Genomic DNA, 17,186 nt, shown 5'->3' with positions numbered 1-17,186 from the left:
GGCAGGAGCGGTGTAGCAGCGAGAGCAGAGTGGCCCGTCGCGGGAGTTGGCCTGGACTGGGCGTACGGCGCCGCAGCGGACGCACTCACGGTCGGGGTAACCGGCGCAACGGCGGCAGAGAGCGACCAATGAGTTCTTCCGGCGTCGAAGCCGGTAGGCGCCGTGTCGGCCGCAGTCGGCGCAGGGGCCGGTGAAGCGGCGCTCGTTCTGGTAGCGGCAGACCGCCCCTTCGTCTTCCGAGCGGGTGACGATGTGGCTGTTCTCCCCGCACCGGGAGCACGGACGGAGCTCAGTGCGGGCGACGCACCAGCCGCAGGCACGGCCTCGGGGGGTGGGGCGTGAGACTTTCCGCAGGGTGCGGCCGCAGAGCGGGCAGTCGAGCTGGGTGACGGCATTGCCGTGGCCGGCCGCCTCCAGCGTCTGCAGCAGCCGGGGCAGGGACCCCGGGCAGCGCGGGGACGGGGCGGTCAGTGCGTCCGGGTGCTCGGCTATGTGGGCGTGGAGTTCGCGGGCCATGGGCGGGCTCCATGCCTGGGCCTGCTCCAGGAGCGACTGGGCCTCCTCCGTGGTCAGGGCGGGTCCGATGGTGTGCTGCAGGAGGGCGACGAGCCGGGCCCGGATCTGGGCGAGTTCGCGCCGGGCGGCCGCCTCGGAGGGCTTGACCCGCCGAGTGCTCACGACTGTCCGGGGCGGCGGTTGACGGTCCGCCGCGGAGTACTCGGCGCCGGGCCTGTCTCACCGCCGGCGGTCTTACGGACCTGGACATTGACGATCTCGGGCTTGATCAGGTCGTTCGGGGTGCACTCCAGGATGTCGCAGAGGGCCACGAGGGTGTCCATGCTCATCCGCTGCGGAGCCTGGGTCACCAGCCGGTAGACCTGTTCACGGGAGAGTGTGATGCCGCGTTCTGCGAGCAACGGCACCAGATCGGAGGTCTGAAACATCTGGCGCTCGGCCATGAGCTGCCGCAGCTGCCACTGGTAGCCCATCTTCTTGATCACGGTGTCACGTCCCAGTAGTCGCCCAGTCGGTTCTTCATGGAAGCTCCAGCATGGTGTTGCGGTACTCGTTCGAGCCCCCCATGTAGATCGCCGTGGTGGATGCGTGGGAATGGCCGACGTTTTCCTGTACGAACCGGACCGGATAGCCGAATTCGGTCGCGTGTGTGATCCAGCTGTGCCGCAGGCAGTGCAGATCGAGGTCCTCGTCGAGGTCGGCGTCCCGGCGGGCGGCGACGAATGCCTCGTTGATCGACCGCGGGGAGAGCCGACCGACCCGCTCGGTGACCCACAGAGCGGGGTGCCGCCCGGGGGAGAACTGCGGGCGGACCTCGGCCAGATAATGGTCCAGCGTGTCGGTGACCCAGTCCATCTCCGGAATCAGCAGCACGGTCCGCCGCTTCGGCGGTGCCCCCTTGCTCGACTTGCCGAACCGCACCATCACGCTGCCGTACTTTCCGTACTGCGGCATCTTGCGATTCCGGCGTAGATCGGCCAGATCGACCTTGGACGACTCTGTGCGGCGGGTGCCGTAGGCGTAGACCGTCTTCAGGACGGCCGCATCGCGCAGAGTGGAAAGGGCTCCCTTGCGACCCAGGCCGCGTATTCGGCCCGGCCGGGCGTCGGCGGCGTCGAACAGGGCCTGAACCTCGTCATAGGTCAGCGGACGGCGGCGCGGGTCGGCCTCGTACTCGACGGTGTGCAGGACCGAGTTGCCCTCATGGAAGACCGCCTGGGGAATCTCCCCGAAGCGCTCCAGGCACGCATCGATCCACTCGTAACGGGCGTCCAGCAGGTACTCGAGGAACAGGCTGACCGTCACCTCGTAGGTGCGGGCCGTGGACATCTGGATCGGATCGGACCCGCTCCGCAGGTGCGCGATGAACGCCTCGCCGTCCGCAGGAGTCCACTGCCACGGGTACAGGCCGGTGAACTCCTCAAGCCGCTTGATCAGCCGTAGCCGCGGGCGGATCGTCTTCTCCTTCAGAAACCGGGCAGCCTGCTGCCTCGCCCACCCCTCCAGCATCGCGTCAAAGACAGCCGGCGCCGGGTCAAGATGAATGACATTCCGCGCCAGAACGAGACGCGCCGAACCCGGCGCTTGCACACTCACACACCTGTTGTATCAGATGCAACATTGTTAAGTCTGCATGCTAGGGTGCAGGTCGGTGCCGTGATCAACCTGGCAACAGTGCTGTCTTCCGAGGTTGCCGACCAGCGACAATGCTGCTGCCGTCACCGTACGCAATGTTGCATCTGATGCAATTCTGCGCGTTTTCCACCTCGGCCCATACAGGCAAACGGACCTCGTACCACCAGCCGTCTCCGGCGCCGCGGCGGTCGAGGCGGCCGATGACCTGGGCTGTGACGCTCTGGCCGTCAGCCAGCTTGACCCACGCCGGCGGTCCGGGGGCGTCCGGGTCCGGGGTGTCGGGGCTGAGGGCGTCCACGGCTACGCGGCGGGTGCGGCAGGTGCAGCGTCGTGGGTGTGCTTGAGCTGCGTCCGCGCGGTGACGAGGTCCGGGCCCTCGAAGGCTGCCCAGAAGGGGTGGGTGACGACGGTGATGGTCAGCTCCCGCTGCCGGTCCCGCAGCCGCTGTACCTCCTTCTGGTCCTCCACCGGCCAGCCGTCGGTCGCGGGGCGCTGCCGCGGGCGCCAGATGTCGGGGTCACTGAATCCCGGGTGCGGCTCAACGGACCACGGGAGGCCCTCGAGGAGCGCTGTGAGGACGGCGGCGACCTGCTGGAGTTCTTCCTGCGCGGCGAGCAGGTCCGGGGGAAGCCGTAGGCTCTGGCCAAGGCCCGGAATGATATGTCTGTTCGATTCTTGATGAGGGGCGGTGAGCTGACGCCCGGTGTGTCGTTGTGACTGAGCGCATCAGGTGGCGGATGAGCGGCCGAGTTGGCGGGGCTGAGCGAATGAGTTGGCGGGCAGGATAGCGGGCAGCCCGCTCACCTGCGGCGCTTTCACGGAAGGTGTTACGCAGACCCGTATGGTCCGGCTGTCCTGAAGGGTGTGGAGATCTCGATCCGTACACCGGCCGTCGAGCCCCGGGCGGTGCGGTCGCATAGCTGCACCCTGGATGATCTCGTCACGCCGTATGCCGTCGACCCGGGGGTGGCCGCACGGCTGGAGGCCGGGCCCGGATGGGCTCGTCGGTGGACGGCGGTGTGGAGGGCGTCCCGGGCACAGGTGGTCTGCCCGGTGCAGGACCTGGCTGGCTTCCCCGCGCTCGCCTCGGCACCCGTGCGGAGCTTCACCTGGCAGGCTCGGCAGCGGCACCGCCCGGGGCTGCAGTTTGTGCTGGCAACGAGCCGGATGCACGGCTTTGAGAGCTTGGAAGAGCGCCGCCTGCTGAGCTCATCGGACGGCGGATCCCACGAGGCGGAAGCCCCAGGTCAGCCCACTCGCGCAGGCACCGTTCGATTCATGAGCCGGGAAACGCTCAGCTCAGGGTCGAGAACAGGTACTTACCTGCGATACCAGGGGTGGGAGTGCGATGCACGGTGCCCTTCTGCATGACGAAGTCGATGCCCGCAACGGCCGTGATGTCGTCGAAGGGGTCGGCGGGCAGTGCGACCAGGTCGGCGGTCGCGCCGGGCTGGAGGCGTCCGAGGTCGGGCCGGTCGAGCAGGTCAGCGGCGACGCTGGTGGCAGCGCGAAGGGCCCGCACGGGGGCGATACCGGTCTTGACCATCGCCGGAAACTCGCGCCAGTTGTCAGCGTGCGGGAACATGCCGGCGTCGGTGCCGAACGCGATGCGCACGTCGCTTGCGGCCACGTTGTGCGCGGACTCCCGGAGCTGGTCGGAGTAGCGGGTGAACTTCACCCGTTCCGCTGGATCCTTACCCTCCCAGTAGCTGTCGTCGTCGAGGTGGTCGAGCGCGTCGAGGACCATGAACTGGGTCGGCACGAGGAAAACGCCCCGTTCAGTCATCTGGGTCAGTGTCGATGCCGAAGCGAGGTTGCCGTGCTCGATCGAGCGAACACCGGCGGTGACGGCACGCGAGACGCCCTCGTCGCCGTAGGCATGCGGCGTGCAGGGGATACCCAGGCCACGCGCCGTGGCGACCAGCGCATTCATCTCCTCCTGCGTGTAGGTGGTCTGTATGGGATCGTCCGAGGGAGTGGCGAAGCCGCCGGTGGCGCCGAACTTGATCCAGTCGGCGCCGGCACGGATGTTCTCGCGTACCCTGCGCGTGATCTCGTCCGCGCCGTCTGCCAGCGCGCCGATCTCGCGGTCGAAGTGTGACGCGAGCAGTGTCGAGGCGTCGCCGTGCGCGCCTCGCGCGGAGATCAGGTACGGCGCGACGATCATCCGCGGCCCCACGATGTGACCACGGGCGATGGCGTCGCGCAGATACAGCGTGACCGGCTCGGCGGCGAAGGTGGCCAGGTCGCGGATCGTGGTGAAGCCACGGTGGAGCAGGTTACGCAATACCGGCAGGGCGCTGAGCGCGATCGCCGCAGACCCGTCGGATGCGAAGGCCCGCAGGAGCCGACTGGGATCGACGGTGGTGTGGATGTGGCAGTCGATCAGTCCCGGCAGCAGCATGCGATCGCGGAGTTCGACCACCTCAGCGCCGATGCGGTCGACGGTCGGCCCCACCTCGGCGACCCGACCGTCGCGCACCACCACCTCGGTGTGCCCGGAAGGCCGGTCCGCGAGCCCGTCCCAGCTCCGGTCGGCGATCAGCACCACCGCGCCCTGTTCCGTGTCACAGCCACGTCTCGTCACAGCGTTACCCTCCGCTTGCGCCCCACCAGGTATCACTCGCTCGCCATCGGTCCCGCCGGGATCCAGGATGACAGCGCGGCGACAGGCCGCGCATCGCGTGTCGGCCGTTCAGGCCAACGCGGTGCGCGCACTGTGACCTGGTGAGACAGTGCCGAGGACGTCAAGACGAGCGACGGCGGGAGGTGCGAGGGGTCGACGATGCACGGCTATGGAATGTTGCACCTCGTACTCGACCTGCTGGGCACCTTCGCGTTCGCGTTGAACGGCGCGCTCACCGCGACGAGGGTGGCACGTCTGGACATCGTCGGCGTGCTCGCGCTCGCCATGGTGACCGCCCTGGGCGGTGGCGTGCTCCGGGACGTACTCGCCGGCGCACTGCCCCCGGCGACGTTCAGCGACTGGCGGTACCTGGCGGTCGCGGTAGCCGGCGGCATAGCTACGTTCCTGCTGTGGCGGCACCTGGAGCGCTACACGACGCTGATCACGGTGTTCGACGCGGCCGGCCTCAGCCTGTTCGCGGTCACCGGGGCGACCACCGCGCTGGAGTATCACATCGGCGCGCCGCAGGCGGTGCTGCTCGGCATGGTGACCGGGGTCGGTGGTGGCACGTTACGCGACGTGCTGGTGTTGCGCTTGCCGACGGTGCTGTACGCAGATCTGTACGCGATCCCCGCGCTGCTGGGGGCCGGGATCACCGTCGTATGCGAACGCACCGGTGTCTACGGTGTGCCCGCCGCGCTGGGGGCGGCTGTCGCCTGCTTCACGCTGCGGATGGTCGGCGTCCACTACGGGCTCAACGCGCCAGGGCCGCACCGCGCCGAAGGCATCGCCGGGTCCGACGACAAATCGGCCCGGTAGCCACGGAAATGGCCGGGCAGCAGTACTGCTTCTCGCCCGCTCAGCCATGCAGTTGGCCGAAGACCGGTCACATCCGACCTGGGCCGATGCAGCTCCTGCTGAGCTACGCCCGTACCTGGGCAGCGATCTCGCTCATGTCCCGCCCTCTCACCCGGGTCAGCGGCCCCGACGGACAAGGCCGCCTGGGATGGGTTGTGAAGGTCTGCCAGGACTGCCCGGCAGATGCCGGGCACCCCAGCATCCACACCAGGCACTCGACCTAGGTGTGCTGTCCGGGGACGTTGGTGACGGGCGACGCGCCGTGAGGGGTGCTTGAACGGGGCGAGGGCCTCTGGTTTCGGTGTGGATTGCGACATCTGCACCGATGCCCAGGAGGCCCTCGTTGATCCACCGTAACGCCCCGCTGACCCCCACTGGCAGGCTGCGTCTGGCCCGGTGTGTCGTCGAGGACGGCTGGCCGCTGCGGCGAGCGGCCGAACGCTTCCAGGTCAGCCACACCACCGCCGCCCGCTGGGCCAGGCGCTACCGCCACCACGGAACAGCGGGCCTGCACGACCGCTCCAGCCGCCCCCACCACTCACCACGCCGGACACCCGCCACCGTGGAGGAACAAGTGCTGCGGATGCGCCGCGAACACCACATCGGCCCACTGCGGCTGGCCGCCCGCACCACCGTCGCCGCCTCCACCGCACACCGCATCCTCCAACGCCACGGCCAGCCCCCTCCGGCCACGCTGGACCGGGCCACCGGCCAACCCATCCGCCGCTACGAACGCTCCCGGCCAGACGAACTGGTCCACATCGACGTCAAGAAACTCGGCCGTATCCCCGACGGCGGCGGCCACAAAGCCCTCGGCCGCGCAGCCGGCCGCACGAACCGCAACGGCACCGGCTACGCCTACCTGCACACCGCCCTGGACGACCACTCCCGCCTGGCCTACACCGAGAACCTGACCGACGAGACCGCCGCCACCCGCGCAGCCTTCCTGCGACGGGCCACCACCTGGTTCGCCGCCCAAGGCGTCACCGTCGAGCGGGCGCTGACCGACAACGCCTGGGCCTACAGCAAGAACACCTGGCGCGACACCTGCCGTGACCTGGGCATCAGCCCACGCTGGACCCGCCCCTGGCGGCCGCAGACCAACGGCAAAGTCGAACGCTTCCAGTGCGCCACGAGGCGCTCTGTCGTATCCCCGGCATAGCCGGGAGGAAATCGAGAGGAGGTTCCTGGGTCTAATGGCTTACCTGGATCCGAAAGGTGAAGGGGACCAGAGCATGCCAGGAAACCAGCAGCCGGGCCCAGGCGTCAGGGACGGTGTGCTGGGAAGGCCCGCGTGATACGGCGAAGGCTTGACTGCTTGAATCCCAATCTCCAGGAGATGGAAGTTCACATCCGCCGGAAAGACGCCCGAAACCGGCGCCAGCCCTGCGGAGGCCGCGTTGAACGGACTCCGCAACTCTCGGGGCCAGGAGCGATGCCCAATGAAGGCATTCAAGGAGATGAATGGGGCGCCTAAGTCACGCTATGACGTGCGACAGAGACGAACGTGGGATCGCCTAACGGGTGCGAGCCCCATGGCGACGGAGGCCCCGTAGTAGTCGCCGGAGTCACGACCGGCCAAGGAGGACGGGAAAGCCGTCCGCATCGGGCGAAGGGGGCCAGGTGATTGGACACCCGAAGTCGGGAGGTATGCGAAATGCAGAGCGCCGAAACGGTGCTGGGTGTCCTGCGTGAGCGCGGCAGGCGTGGTCTGCCGTGTGAGGAACTGTATCGACAGATGTTCAATCCGCAGTTGTATCTGCGGGCCTACGGCCGCATCTACTCCAACAAGGGGGCGATGACGCCAGGGGTCACGCAGGAGACCGTGGATGGCATGTCGACGGGGCGGATCGACCGCATCATTGATGCGATGCGCCACGAGCGCTATCGGTTCCGCCCCGCGAGGCGAGTTCACATCCCGAAGAAACAGAGCGGGAAGACTCGACCTCTCGGCTTGCCTACTTGGTCGGACAAGTTGGTCGGCGAAGTGGTGCGGCTCCTACTGGAGGCGTACTACGAACCGGTCTTCTCCGGCAGGTCCCACGGATTCCGTCCCCGGAAAGGCTGCCACACCGCGCTTCGCGAAGTGGTCAACACCTGGACGGGGACGGCCTGGTTCATCGAGGGCGACATTGCCGACTGCTTCGGCAGCCTCGACCACGAGGTCCTGCTCGGAGCCCTGGGCGAGAAGGTCCACGACAGCCGGTTCCTGCGGCTGGTACGGAACATGCTGACAGCCGGATACCTGGAGGACTGGACCTGGCACACGACGCTGAGCGGAGCCCCGCAAGGCGGCGTGGCCTCGCCCGTCCTGTCCAATATCTACCTGCACAAGCTGGACACCTACGTCGAGCAGACACTGATCCCGGAATACACCCGAGGCAGGCTCCGAGCACGCAGCACGGAATACCGCCGGGTGGAATCGGCAATCGCACGCGCACGCCGCAAAGGTGACCGCGCCGAAGTGCGGTCGCTCTACAAGCGGTTACACCGTCTCCCCAGTCAGGACCCCAACGATCCTGACTATCGGAGGCTGCGATACGTGCGCTATGCCGACGACACCCTCCTCGGATTTGTCGGGCCAAAGGCCGAAGCCGAAGAAATCAAACAGCGTCTGGCGACGTTCCTGCGTGAAGACCTCAAACTGGAGCTGTCGCAAGAGAAAACGCTGATCACCCATGCCCGAACAGGCAGGGCCCGGTTCCTCGGCTACGAGATATCGACGGCGAGCACGGACCGCAGAACACGACGGCCGTCCGCGACGGACCGGCGCAACCGTCGATCCCTCAACGGGACGATCGTCCTGCACGTGCCCTCCGACGTGATCAAGGCCAAGTCCGCCCCTTACATGGCACGCGGAAAACCTGCCTGCCAGAACTCACTCGTGAACGAGTCCGATCACGTCATTGTCGGCAAGTTCGCTATCGAGTACAGGGGCGTCGTCCAGTACTACCTGATGGCCGGTGACGTCTTCCGACTCCACCGGCTGCGCTGGGTTATGGAGACCTCCATGCTCCGGACTCTGGCGCGAAAGCACGGCTCGACGGTGTCGAAGATGGCGGCCCGCTTCAAGGCCAAGATCCAGACGCCCTATGGGCCGCGCACCTGTTTCGAGGCTCGTATGCCACGGGACAACAGGAAGGAACTGGTGGCCCGATTCGGAGGGATTCCCCTCAAGCGGCAGAAGACGGCGGAACTGAGCGACCGTCTGACAGGTCCCGTCTATCCCCACAAGAAGTTGATCAGTCGACTCCAGGGAAATCGGTGCGAGATCTGCGAGCGAACCGGTGAGGTGGAGGTTCACCACATCTGGTCACTCAACGACCTCAGCCGAGTGGACGGGCCGTCCCCCGATTGGGCGAATCTTATGGCAAGGCGCCGGCGCAAGGCCCTCGTGGTCTGCGGCGCCTGTCATGAGCGCATCCACACCGGGAAGCCGAAAACGACGCTCACGCAGTAGTCACTGGAGAGCCGGATGCTCGGAAATCGGGCCCGTCCGGTTCGGAGGGAGGCCGAGCGGAAAAGGCCCTGTCCGGCAGGGACCTCGCCGCTCGGCCGACCCTACCCCGCACCCTGCTGGACGAATGGGCCTACCTGCGGCCCTACACCAGCAACGCCGAGCGCACCGCCGCCCTGGCAGACTTCCTCCACACCTACAACCACCACCGCTGCCACACCGCCCTCGGAGGCCACCCACCCATCAGCCGGGTAAACAACGCTCCGAGTCAATACATCTAGCACCTAGCAGCCCCTGGGCCCAGCGCTCCGACGGCCGACTGGCAAGCTAGAAACGAACCGGCCACAGTCCCAGCGCGACACACAGCAAGGCCGGCCCCGGGCAGCGAAGCCCGAGACCGGCCAAAGAACACTAGTTCTCAGGGGCAGACGGTCTCCCAGTACCGCACCGGAGCCCAGTTGGCGGACCAGTCCGCCGAGCTCGGGTACGGCGTGTTGTAGATATTGACCCAGCTGTTGTTGTACATCGCAACGTAGGCGCCGGACAGGTTGTTCTGCCACCAGCCTCCGGCGGGAGAGACTCGCCAGCTGCTCGGGACGTCGAAGCCGAGCCCGCAGCTTCTGGCTACCGCGACCTCCCCGGTGTTCGAGCTGTACGCGCAGAAGTTCGTGTCACAGACCGCCGCGAGCTGCTCCGACGAGGTGACGCCCCGGTAGAGCGTCACTCCGTTGATCACACCGACTCGCTCCAGACCGTCGCCGCGGCTCGCAGAAGCGGCACCAGCCGAAGCCCCGGCAGTCCCCAGCACCACAGCGGTGACCATCATGACGACCAGTGCCATCACCGTACGTAGACGGCGCACGTGAACCCCCTTCATTGCCCCCTGTGTTCCCTGACACCGATTGGTGACGCGGGCTTGCACACAGCACCATGCAAGAACACCAGCACATCCGTCCTTGTCCATCTATGCCCACCACTTGACTATCCGTGCCGCCGCCCGCTCGCTCCAGGACCAGCACGCCACAGGCGCCTGACGGCCCCTGCCCGGCGAACAGCACCTCGCCGAAACCCTCGCCCGCCACGACCTCGCCCCCACCGTGTCCGGCTCGAGCTGGGCACTGCCCCACCGGCCGTGCGCCGCGGCCGCCAAAGCGGCTGGCCGCGACAAGCCGTAGCGGCGGGCGAAGGCCGGCCACTGGGGGCGCCCTGCTTGCTCTCGGTCGCGGGCAGCCCGCACGCGCGCACCTGCTCGTGGGTAAGCAGGGCCCGGGTGACGTGGCTCCAGAAGCCGGTGCGCTCCTGCCCGATCCCGCTCGATGGCCAGATGCGCGTCGGCCCTGCCACCAACACCTGCGTGTGCTGCGCTCTCACGGTTCTGGCACGCAGCCGCAACAGCCTGGCAGGGATCGTCAAGGACATTGCCGATTGCGGCCTCCACTCTCGATAGAACCCGACGCCGCTGTGCCTGCGGACAGCAAGCCCGGCTTTCCGTCGTGTCGGTAGCGGATGCAGGGCCATACAGGATGACGGTCTGGAACATCGGTGTTTCGTCAGACATCGAGAATCCATGCCATGCGCGCTTCGGGAAGATTCCGAGAACGAACGGAGGAGATATGCACGGACGGTGGAAGCCGTTCGCCGTGTCGGCAGTGGTGGCTTCGGCGGCATTCGTCGCGCTGCCGCCGACCTCGGCCAGCGCGGCGGCGGCAGTAACCTGTACAACCCATGCCTCAACGCCTTCATACGCCTCGGGGACCGTGGTGGCTAGTGCGACGGTGTCCTGCTCCGCAGTGGTGCCCTCGCTTGAGATCACCGCACAACTGTGGCGTGATGAGAGCACTCTGGCCGGCGCAGACGAGAAGGAGTGTTCGAACTCTTCCTCCTGTGGCGTCACAGTATCCGGCCAGAACATTTCGGGGAATCAGTTGTGGTGCACTCACGCGACAGGCTGGCTCGGGGGATCTTACGTCGGCCCTGACGTGGCATGCGAGAATCAGGCGTGGATATCCGCGCACGACGAAACGCAAGGGCAGGCCAAATAATTCCACCCGTCGTCTTTCAGAGGCCGGGTGTTTCACGGCAGACGACGGCGAGGCCGTATCTCGCGCCAGCTTGATGGCCCTGAAGGGAAGCAGCACCTGCCTGCCGCTGTGCCGGGTACCGGCGAGGGGCAGGCGGGTGCTGCTTGCAGGACGCCGCGTGATCCCCAAGCGGAGAGTTCACAGGCGGTGGGGATCTCGGCTGCTCGCATAACGGGGGCGGGCAACATGACCCTGGTCAACTGCGTTGCGCGGAAGTTTCCTTCGGCGATGGCCGGATGAGCCCCGAGACGGCGAGTGAGCAGCGAAGGTGCCACGAGCAGCCGCTCGCGCATACCGCTTTCCCTCTCAGAAAAGGTGTCCGAGACTGACACCGCGTCCGGGACCATCGAGCCGCGGTGCCTGCAGCCTCTGCCCGGGCGAACAGGACCTGGCCGAGACCCCCGCCCGGCACGGCCCCGCCCCCACCCAGGCGTCCGGCTTGAGCTGGACGCGGCCCCGGCAAGAACCGCACCCCCTCTGCGGCGGTGCCACAGGGCGGCCCTGCGGCACGGCACGCACTGCTATTCATGCCTGGTCATCGTTGATGCGTGTTCGAGCCCAGCTTGCGGGGCCACTCGCCGGTAGTCCTGCGGCGGTATGCCGTAGGCGGTTCGGAATAGGCGGCTGAAGTGGGCCGGGTTGGTGAAGCCCCAGCGGGCGCCGACGGTGTGCACCGGGTGGGCGGCCAGGCGGGGGTCGGCCAGGTCGCGGCGGCAGCGCTCCAGGCGGCGCCGGCGGATGGATGCCGCCGGTGAGGTGTCCTGCCCGGCGAGCAGCCGGTGCAGGTGGCGCAGGGAGATGTGGTGGGCGTCCGCGATCACCTGGGGAGACAGGTCGGGATCGGCGAGGTGCTGCTCGATGAATGCGTTGATCCTGGCCCGCAGGGCGGTCTTGCGGGTCTCCGGGGTCAGTGACTCCTCAACCTCCAGGCAACGGGCGATCACAGATGCCAGGAGATCCAGGCTGACCGAAGTGAGGGTGGGGATGTCGGCTGGGGTGAATTCGTGGGCACGCGCGTTGAGGTCGGACAGCCAGCGGGCAAACACCCCACCCATGCCACGGCGCCCGCTGATCGGGACAGCGAGCAGGCGCTGGACCGCCTTCGCCGGTAGCGGCAATAGCCCGCGCGGACACTGCACGGTCACATGCGACCACCTGCCCGGGTCGGCGTGGACATCGCCTCGGAAGGAACGGCTGCTGTCCATCACCACCAGGTCACCGGTACCCAGCGTCGTGTCACGCCTGTCCTGAGAGACAACCCCCTGCCCACCGAGAAAGTAATTGATCTGGTATACCTCGGGGTCGGACTGCCGTACCAGCTTCGCGGTCCGCACGACCTCCAGATGCGGGTAGGCCAGCGCGGACACCTGTACCTCCCCCAAGTCCAGGCCGCGCATCCTGGCACGGAAGTCGTTGTGGTCGTTGCTGCGCAGTCGATTACGCATGTGCGATTGTTCCGTCGCTCCCTCCCACAACGCGAACCGCTCCGGCGCCGCCACGACCTCCGTACTGAACTCCGTCACCAGCATCCCAAGCCCCCCGTAGCCGGTTCCCCCGCGGCTTCGAACGTGGCATGGGGAGGTACACCCAGTCCAGCAGCACTTCGGTCACATGTGCCGCCACGCACCTCCTGGCAGCAACGAAGCCTCAAGATCAAGAAGCATCAGGGATAAGAAACTTCCCAATGCCGTTGTCAAGTCGTTGAGGCGGCCGTCGGCGCCCCCTGGTACCACGCTCCGTCTCGGATCATGGCCCATAGGACGTTGACGCGGCGGCGGGCGAGGGATCGTAGGGCCTGCTGGTGGTTCTTGCCTTCCTTGCGCTTGCGCTCGTAGTACGTCCGCGAGGCCGGGCAGACTCTGAGACTGGCCAGCGAGGAGAGGTAGAAGGCCCGGAGGAGTCCGCGGTGGAAGCGGCTGGGTCGGCGCACGTTGCCGTTGACGCGGCCGGAGTCGCGTGGAACGGGCGCCAGGCCGGCGAAGGTGGCCAGGCGGTCGGCGGTGCCGAAAGGCTCCAGGTCACCACCGGTGGCGGCGATGAACTCCGCTCCGAGCCGGGGTCCCATGCCAGGGAGAGTGTTGATCACCTTGGCGTGTTGGTGCTGGTGAAATCGGGCCTCGATGAGGGCGTCGATCTCGGCGATTTCCTCGTTGAGGGCGATCACCCCTTTCGCGAGGCGGGCCACCAGGGACGCGGCGAGCTTCTCGCCGGGCAAGGCGGTGTGCTGGGCCTGTGCCGCCTCGACCGCTGCCCGGGCGAGTTCGGTGGCGCCTCTGATCTTGCGGTTCTTCAACCAGGTCTCGATGCGCTTGGCGCCGGTGCGGCGGATGGCCGCCGGCGTCTGGTAGCCGGTCAGGAGCATGACCGGGCCCTGGTTAGTCAGGGTCAGTGCGCGTTCGAGTGCGGGGAAAATCTCCAGCAGCTGGGCGCGGAGCCTGTTGATCTGCCGGGTGCGGTCGCAGACCAGGTCGGTGCGGCGGGTGATAAGGGGCCTCAGGTCGATGGCTACCTCGTCGCCGGGCCGCAGGATGCCGAGATCGCGGCGCATCCGGGCCTGGTCGGCAATGATGTGCGCATCCTTGGCGTCGGTTTTGCCCTGCCCCCGGTAGGCAGCGGAAGCGTGGTGCACGGCCAGGCCCGGCAGGTAGACCACGGGCTGGTCGTGGTCGAGCAGCAGACCGATGAGCAGGGCGGCGCCGCCACGGTTGATGTCCACCGCCCACAGCACGTCCTCGGAGAGGGCCAGAACGTCGCCGATCAGCTGCAGGAGCTGGGCTTCGTCGTTGAGGACCCGCCGCGACAGAAGTCGCTCTCCTGCCGAGTCGATCACCACGCAGTGGTGATGTTCCTTGCCGATGTCTAACCCAGCCCAGATCTCGGGCACGGTCACCTCCGCCAGGTCGCCGTCACGTTCACCCTGCAGACGACCTCGCCGGCACTGTCCTACGAAGCGATGGAGTCGCGTATCCCAATCAGCGGTCGAGTCGTCGCGGGCTCCGGGCGGCCAAGTTTCTGAAGCCATCCGACGGCTACACGCACTGAGCCATACCCGGAGCCCCGGGCCCCACCGATCCTACGAATGACCGGCCCGAGCCCGCCCTTGAAACGTAGGACAGGCACTCACGCGGCAGCCCTCCGACGGACAGATTCCCGACGCCGGATGGTCCTCGCCCTGGGCGTAGCTACCGTTGTCCTCGGTCCTTGTCCTGGCTGGCGGCACGGTACTCGCTTGGAGTCATGCCGGTGGCGGCACGGAAGGATCGGGTGAAATCGGATGGCCTCGGGTATCCCCAGCGCATCGCGATGGCGGCGATGGGGACGGTGCACTGGGCTGGGTCGGCCAGGTCTCGTCGGCAACGGGCGAGGCGTTGCTGCCGGATGACGTCACTGACTGCGGTGCCGTGCTGCTGGAAGATACGGTGCAGATAGCGCGTGGAGATGAAGTGTGCCGCCGCTATCGCGCGGGGTGTGAGGTGGGGATCGCCCAGGTGGGTGGCGATGTGGGCGCTGATCTGCTCGAACAGTACACGCTGCCGTGAGCCAGTCGGAAGCAGTGTCTGCCGGTCAGCATGGTGGGCGAGTAGGGCGGCGGTGAGGTCGACTGCGGTGGTGCCCAGCCGGGCGCTGTCACCGGAGGTGAGATCGGCGTGTGTGTCGGCGAGGCCGGTGAGCAGCTGGCGCAGGAGCAGACCGACCCCTGCTCGTCCGTCAAGCGCCGCACCACACAGCGGTGCTACGGCCTTCTCCGGCAACGGCAGAAGGTGCCGGGGGAACTGCAACAGCATCGCTCGGGCTCCTGGTGGGTTCGGGCCCACGGTGGCGGTGAACGGCCGTGAGCTGTCATACAGGAGCAGGTCGCCGGGACCGACCGAGGCGTACGTCCGGGCCTGTTCGATGCTCTGCTGTCCCGCGATGGTCAGCGCGAGCTGGAACATCTCAGGATCAGACTGACGGATGAGCCGGGGCGTGCGCTGGGATGACAGCGGTGTATAGGAGAGCACCGACATCTGGACCGGGCCCAGGGCCATGGCTTGGATCCGTGCTTCGATCTGGTCGGACTCAAGGAAGCTGACGCGGGTGGAGATCAGAGCCTGCCCCGTTGTCTCCACCCAGGCCGCCGCTCGTTCAGCCGGTGGCAGGTCAGCAGTGTCCAGCACAGTGGTCAGCATGACGCCCCCCGAGTGATGCCGCCTGGTGACGCGGTGCGGACGGGGACTGCCCATCCACCCGCGCCGACACACGAGCATCGCCGGTAGGCACTGACGTCAAACAGTGCGTTGTACGCCAAGTTGAGTGCGCTGCCTGCTCACGACGCCACCGGTGCCATGCCGGAATGCTGCATGGCGTACGCGACCACCACTACAACCGCTGATGCGAAAGGGGACTTGCATGTTCAACCCCACCCGCCGGACGTCTGTGCGGCAGCTTCTCGTGGCCGCTGGGGCGCTCACCGCCATAGCGCTGTCCATGGCCCCGTCGAACGCTGCGCAGCCTGCAATACAGTCCGCGCCAGCTGACTGCCCCAAGGGTTACTTCTGCGGCTACAAGAAGAACAACTTCCAACAGCTCGGATTCCGGTACAAGGACTGCTACAAGCAGGAAATTCCCGACGGCATGGGTAGTGGAGGTTCCTGGTACAACAACCAGACACGGGGCACGGATACGTATTTCTACAACGAGGATGGGGACTACATCAACCATGCCGGCGGCGCCCCCTCCTCGGACGCCTACGCACACTGGGGCCCCGTCTGGTACGTCAAGAACATATGCTGAGTGCCTCGGGGATCGGTCACAGTGACCGATCCCCGAACGCTCGCGCAAGCTCCTAGAGCCGACCGCGGTCATCGACCGGGCCCGCGGCGTGGTGATGGCCCTGTGTCCGTGCCCTGCCAGCCGACGCCAACGTCGCTCATCCTCCCCAGGTCGGTGCCTGGAGGTACCGACCTGGGGAGGATGAGCTCGGCCACCTGGTCGAGGAGCCGGGTGCCGGCCACAGAGTCCTGCACGCTGGCCGCGGTGACCAGCACCGCGAGCAGGAGGCCGATCGTGTCGATGACGATGCTCCGCTTCCGCCCGACGATCTTCTTCCCGGCGTCGGTTCCCTGACTGGAGGCCGGGACGCTGGTGGAAGTCTTGACGCTCTGGGCGTCGATCACGCAGGCCGAAGGTTCGGCATCCCGCCCCTCCTTCTGCCGCAGGAGTTGCCTGAGCAGGCCGTTGAGCTGGGCGAACATGCCCTCTGCCGCCCACTTGGCGAAGTATCCGTAGACCGTGTTCCAGTGCGGGAAGTCGTGCGGAAGGTAGCGCCGCTGGACGCCGGTGCGGTCCACATACAAAATCGCGTTCATGATCTCGCGCAGGTCGTGTTCGGGTGGCCGTCCGAAGTCCAGGGCCCTGCCGCGACGCTCGAAGCGCCAGGCGGACAGCACTGGCTCGATCAACTCCCAGCGGGCATCGGACAGATCGCTCGGATAGGGGCGTCGCGTAGGCATGCTCCTGACGTACCGCTCTGGACCGAGTGCGCCCAGGCGTACGGCAACGATGACGGAAGCACACATCGCCAGGTCCGGCTTCTTGGGATGAGACAGGCACAGGCCACCTCTCGCCCCACTTGTCACCCCACCTGCCCGTTAGGTATCAAACCCATCAACAATCACCGCACCACCACAACCCCGTGCCGCGAAAATTGACAGGCACCAGGGCATTCAAGGTGAAAACGACCTCTTACTGGCCCGGTGGATACGGGACGTTGCCGCAGAGCGCGGGGCCTGACCAGAGCCTGTCCGGCTGACCGCGAACACGGGTGCCGCTCGGCGCAGCCGCGGACCGCGCGGTCGGACACCTGCCGTCACGGGGTCGGCTGTTGCCCAGGTAGGGGCCGGCTGTCCGTGCTCAGTTGTGGGCGCGGAGGAGCTCCTTGGTTCCGGTGACCGTCCCGTCGGCGTGCTGGGTGAGGCGGACGACGAGGACGTGGTTGCGGTCCTCCGGTGCGGTCACGGTCCAGGGCTTGCCG

The 17,186-nt window shown here is 67.2% G+C and carries 12 protein-coding genes and 2 pseudogenes; 5 read left to right on the top strand and 9 right to left on the bottom strand.

Going from position 1 to position 17,186, the window contains the following annotated elements; genetic code table 11:
• Nucleotides 1-674 precede the first annotated feature (674 nt).
• From IEJ02_RS20250 to IEJ02_RS20235, 4 genes are all read right to left on the bottom strand, one after another.
• Nucleotides 675-1,001, bottom strand: coding sequence for a helix-turn-helix domain-containing protein (locus tag IEJ02_RS20250; RefSeq protein ID WP_191066165.1), 327 nt, complete (start codon nucleotides 999-1,001; stop codon nucleotides 675-677).
• A 34-nt stretch (nucleotides 1,002-1,035) separates the two neighbouring features.
• The gene (locus tag IEJ02_RS20245; RefSeq protein WP_317985853.1) at nucleotides 1,036-2,025 is read right to left on the bottom strand and encodes a tyrosine-type recombinase/integrase; all 990 of its coding nucleotides are present in this window, start codon (nucleotides 2,023-2,025) and stop codon (nucleotides 1,036-1,038) included.
• Between the two features lie 426 nt (nucleotides 2,026-2,451).
• Nucleotides 2,452-2,769, bottom strand: a complete 318-nt coding sequence (locus tag IEJ02_RS51370; RefSeq protein WP_223864150.1) for a DUF8825 domain-containing protein — start codon at nucleotides 2,767-2,769, stop codon at nucleotides 2,452-2,454.
• Between the two features lie 676 nt (nucleotides 2,770-3,445).
• A complete protein-coding gene (locus IEJ02_RS20235; protein ID WP_317985851.1) occupies nucleotides 3,446-4,702 on the bottom strand; it encodes a metal-dependent hydrolase family protein in 1,257 nt (418 codons plus the stop codon).
• Between the two features lie 249 nt (nucleotides 4,703-4,951).
• Between IEJ02_RS20235 and IEJ02_RS20230 the strand changes: the two genes are divergently transcribed.
• The 4 genes and pseudogenes from IEJ02_RS20230 to IEJ02_RS20215 all read left to right on the top strand — a co-directional run.
• Complete coding sequence (locus IEJ02_RS20230; RefSeq protein WP_191066163.1) at nucleotides 4,952-5,596, top strand: trimeric intracellular cation channel family protein; 645 nt, start codon at nucleotides 4,952-4,954, stop codon at nucleotides 5,594-5,596.
• A gap of 364 nt (nucleotides 5,597-5,960) precedes the next feature.
• Nucleotides 5,961-6,797, top strand: a complete 837-nt coding sequence (locus IEJ02_RS20225; RefSeq protein ID WP_263407960.1) for an IS481 family transposase — start codon at nucleotides 5,961-5,963, stop codon at nucleotides 6,795-6,797.
• A 495-nt stretch (nucleotides 6,798-7,292) separates the two neighbouring features.
• On the top strand, nucleotides 7,293-9,095 hold the full coding sequence (locus IEJ02_RS20220) for a reverse transcriptase/maturase family protein (protein ID WP_191066162.1): 1,803 nt from the start codon (nucleotides 7,293-7,295) through the stop codon (nucleotides 9,093-9,095).
• A 107-nt stretch (nucleotides 9,096-9,202) separates the two neighbouring features.
• Nucleotides 9,203-9,373: pseudogene (locus tag IEJ02_RS20215) on the top strand (integrase core domain-containing protein); the annotation flags it as partial.
• 137 nt (nucleotides 9,374-9,510) lie between these two features.
• Here IEJ02_RS20215 and IEJ02_RS20210 read toward each other — a convergent pair.
• The 4 genes from IEJ02_RS20210 to IEJ02_RS20195 form a co-directional block, all read right to left on the bottom strand.
• Nucleotides 9,511-9,954 (bottom strand): hypothetical protein, encoded by a 444-nt coding sequence (locus IEJ02_RS20210; protein ID WP_191066161.1) that lies wholly within the window; start codon nucleotides 9,952-9,954, stop codon nucleotides 9,511-9,513.
• 1,740 nt (nucleotides 9,955-11,694) lie between these two features.
• On the bottom strand, nucleotides 11,695-12,702 hold the full coding sequence (locus IEJ02_RS20205) for an AraC-like ligand-binding domain-containing protein (protein ID WP_191066160.1): 1,008 nt from the start codon (nucleotides 12,700-12,702) through the stop codon (nucleotides 11,695-11,697).
• 164 nt (nucleotides 12,703-12,866) lie between these two features.
• The gene (locus tag IEJ02_RS20200) at nucleotides 12,867-14,057 is read right to left on the bottom strand and encodes an IS110 family RNA-guided transposase (RefSeq protein ID WP_498067045.1); all 1,191 of its coding nucleotides are present in this window, start codon (nucleotides 14,055-14,057) and stop codon (nucleotides 12,867-12,869) included.
• Between the two features lie 298 nt (nucleotides 14,058-14,355).
• Nucleotides 14,356-15,342, bottom strand: coding sequence for an AraC-like ligand-binding domain-containing protein (locus tag IEJ02_RS20195; RefSeq protein WP_191066158.1), 987 nt, complete (start codon nucleotides 15,340-15,342; stop codon nucleotides 14,356-14,358).
• A gap of 220 nt (nucleotides 15,343-15,562) precedes the next feature.
• On the opposite strand from IEJ02_RS20195, the gene IEJ02_RS20190 reads away from it, so the two are divergent.
• Entirely contained in the window at nucleotides 15,563-15,946 is a 384-nt protein-coding gene (locus IEJ02_RS20190; protein WP_191066157.1) for a hypothetical protein, read from the top strand.
• 194 nt (nucleotides 15,947-16,140) lie between these two features.
• On the opposite strand, the pseudogene IEJ02_RS20185 reads toward IEJ02_RS20190, so the two are convergent.
• Nucleotides 16,141-16,665: pseudogene (locus IEJ02_RS20185) on the bottom strand (IS5 family transposase); the annotation flags it as partial.
• Nucleotides 16,666-17,186: the final 521 nt, after the last annotated feature.

Origin of the sequence: Streptomyces sp. 5-10 (genome assembly GCF_014712245.1) — a bacterium.
Classification (GTDB): domain Bacteria; phylum Actinomycetota; class Actinomycetes; order Streptomycetales; family Streptomycetaceae; genus Streptomyces; species Streptomyces violaceusniger.
The sequence above is the reverse complement of the archived record's forward strand: the minus strand, read 5'-3'. Positions and strand labels throughout refer to the sequence as shown.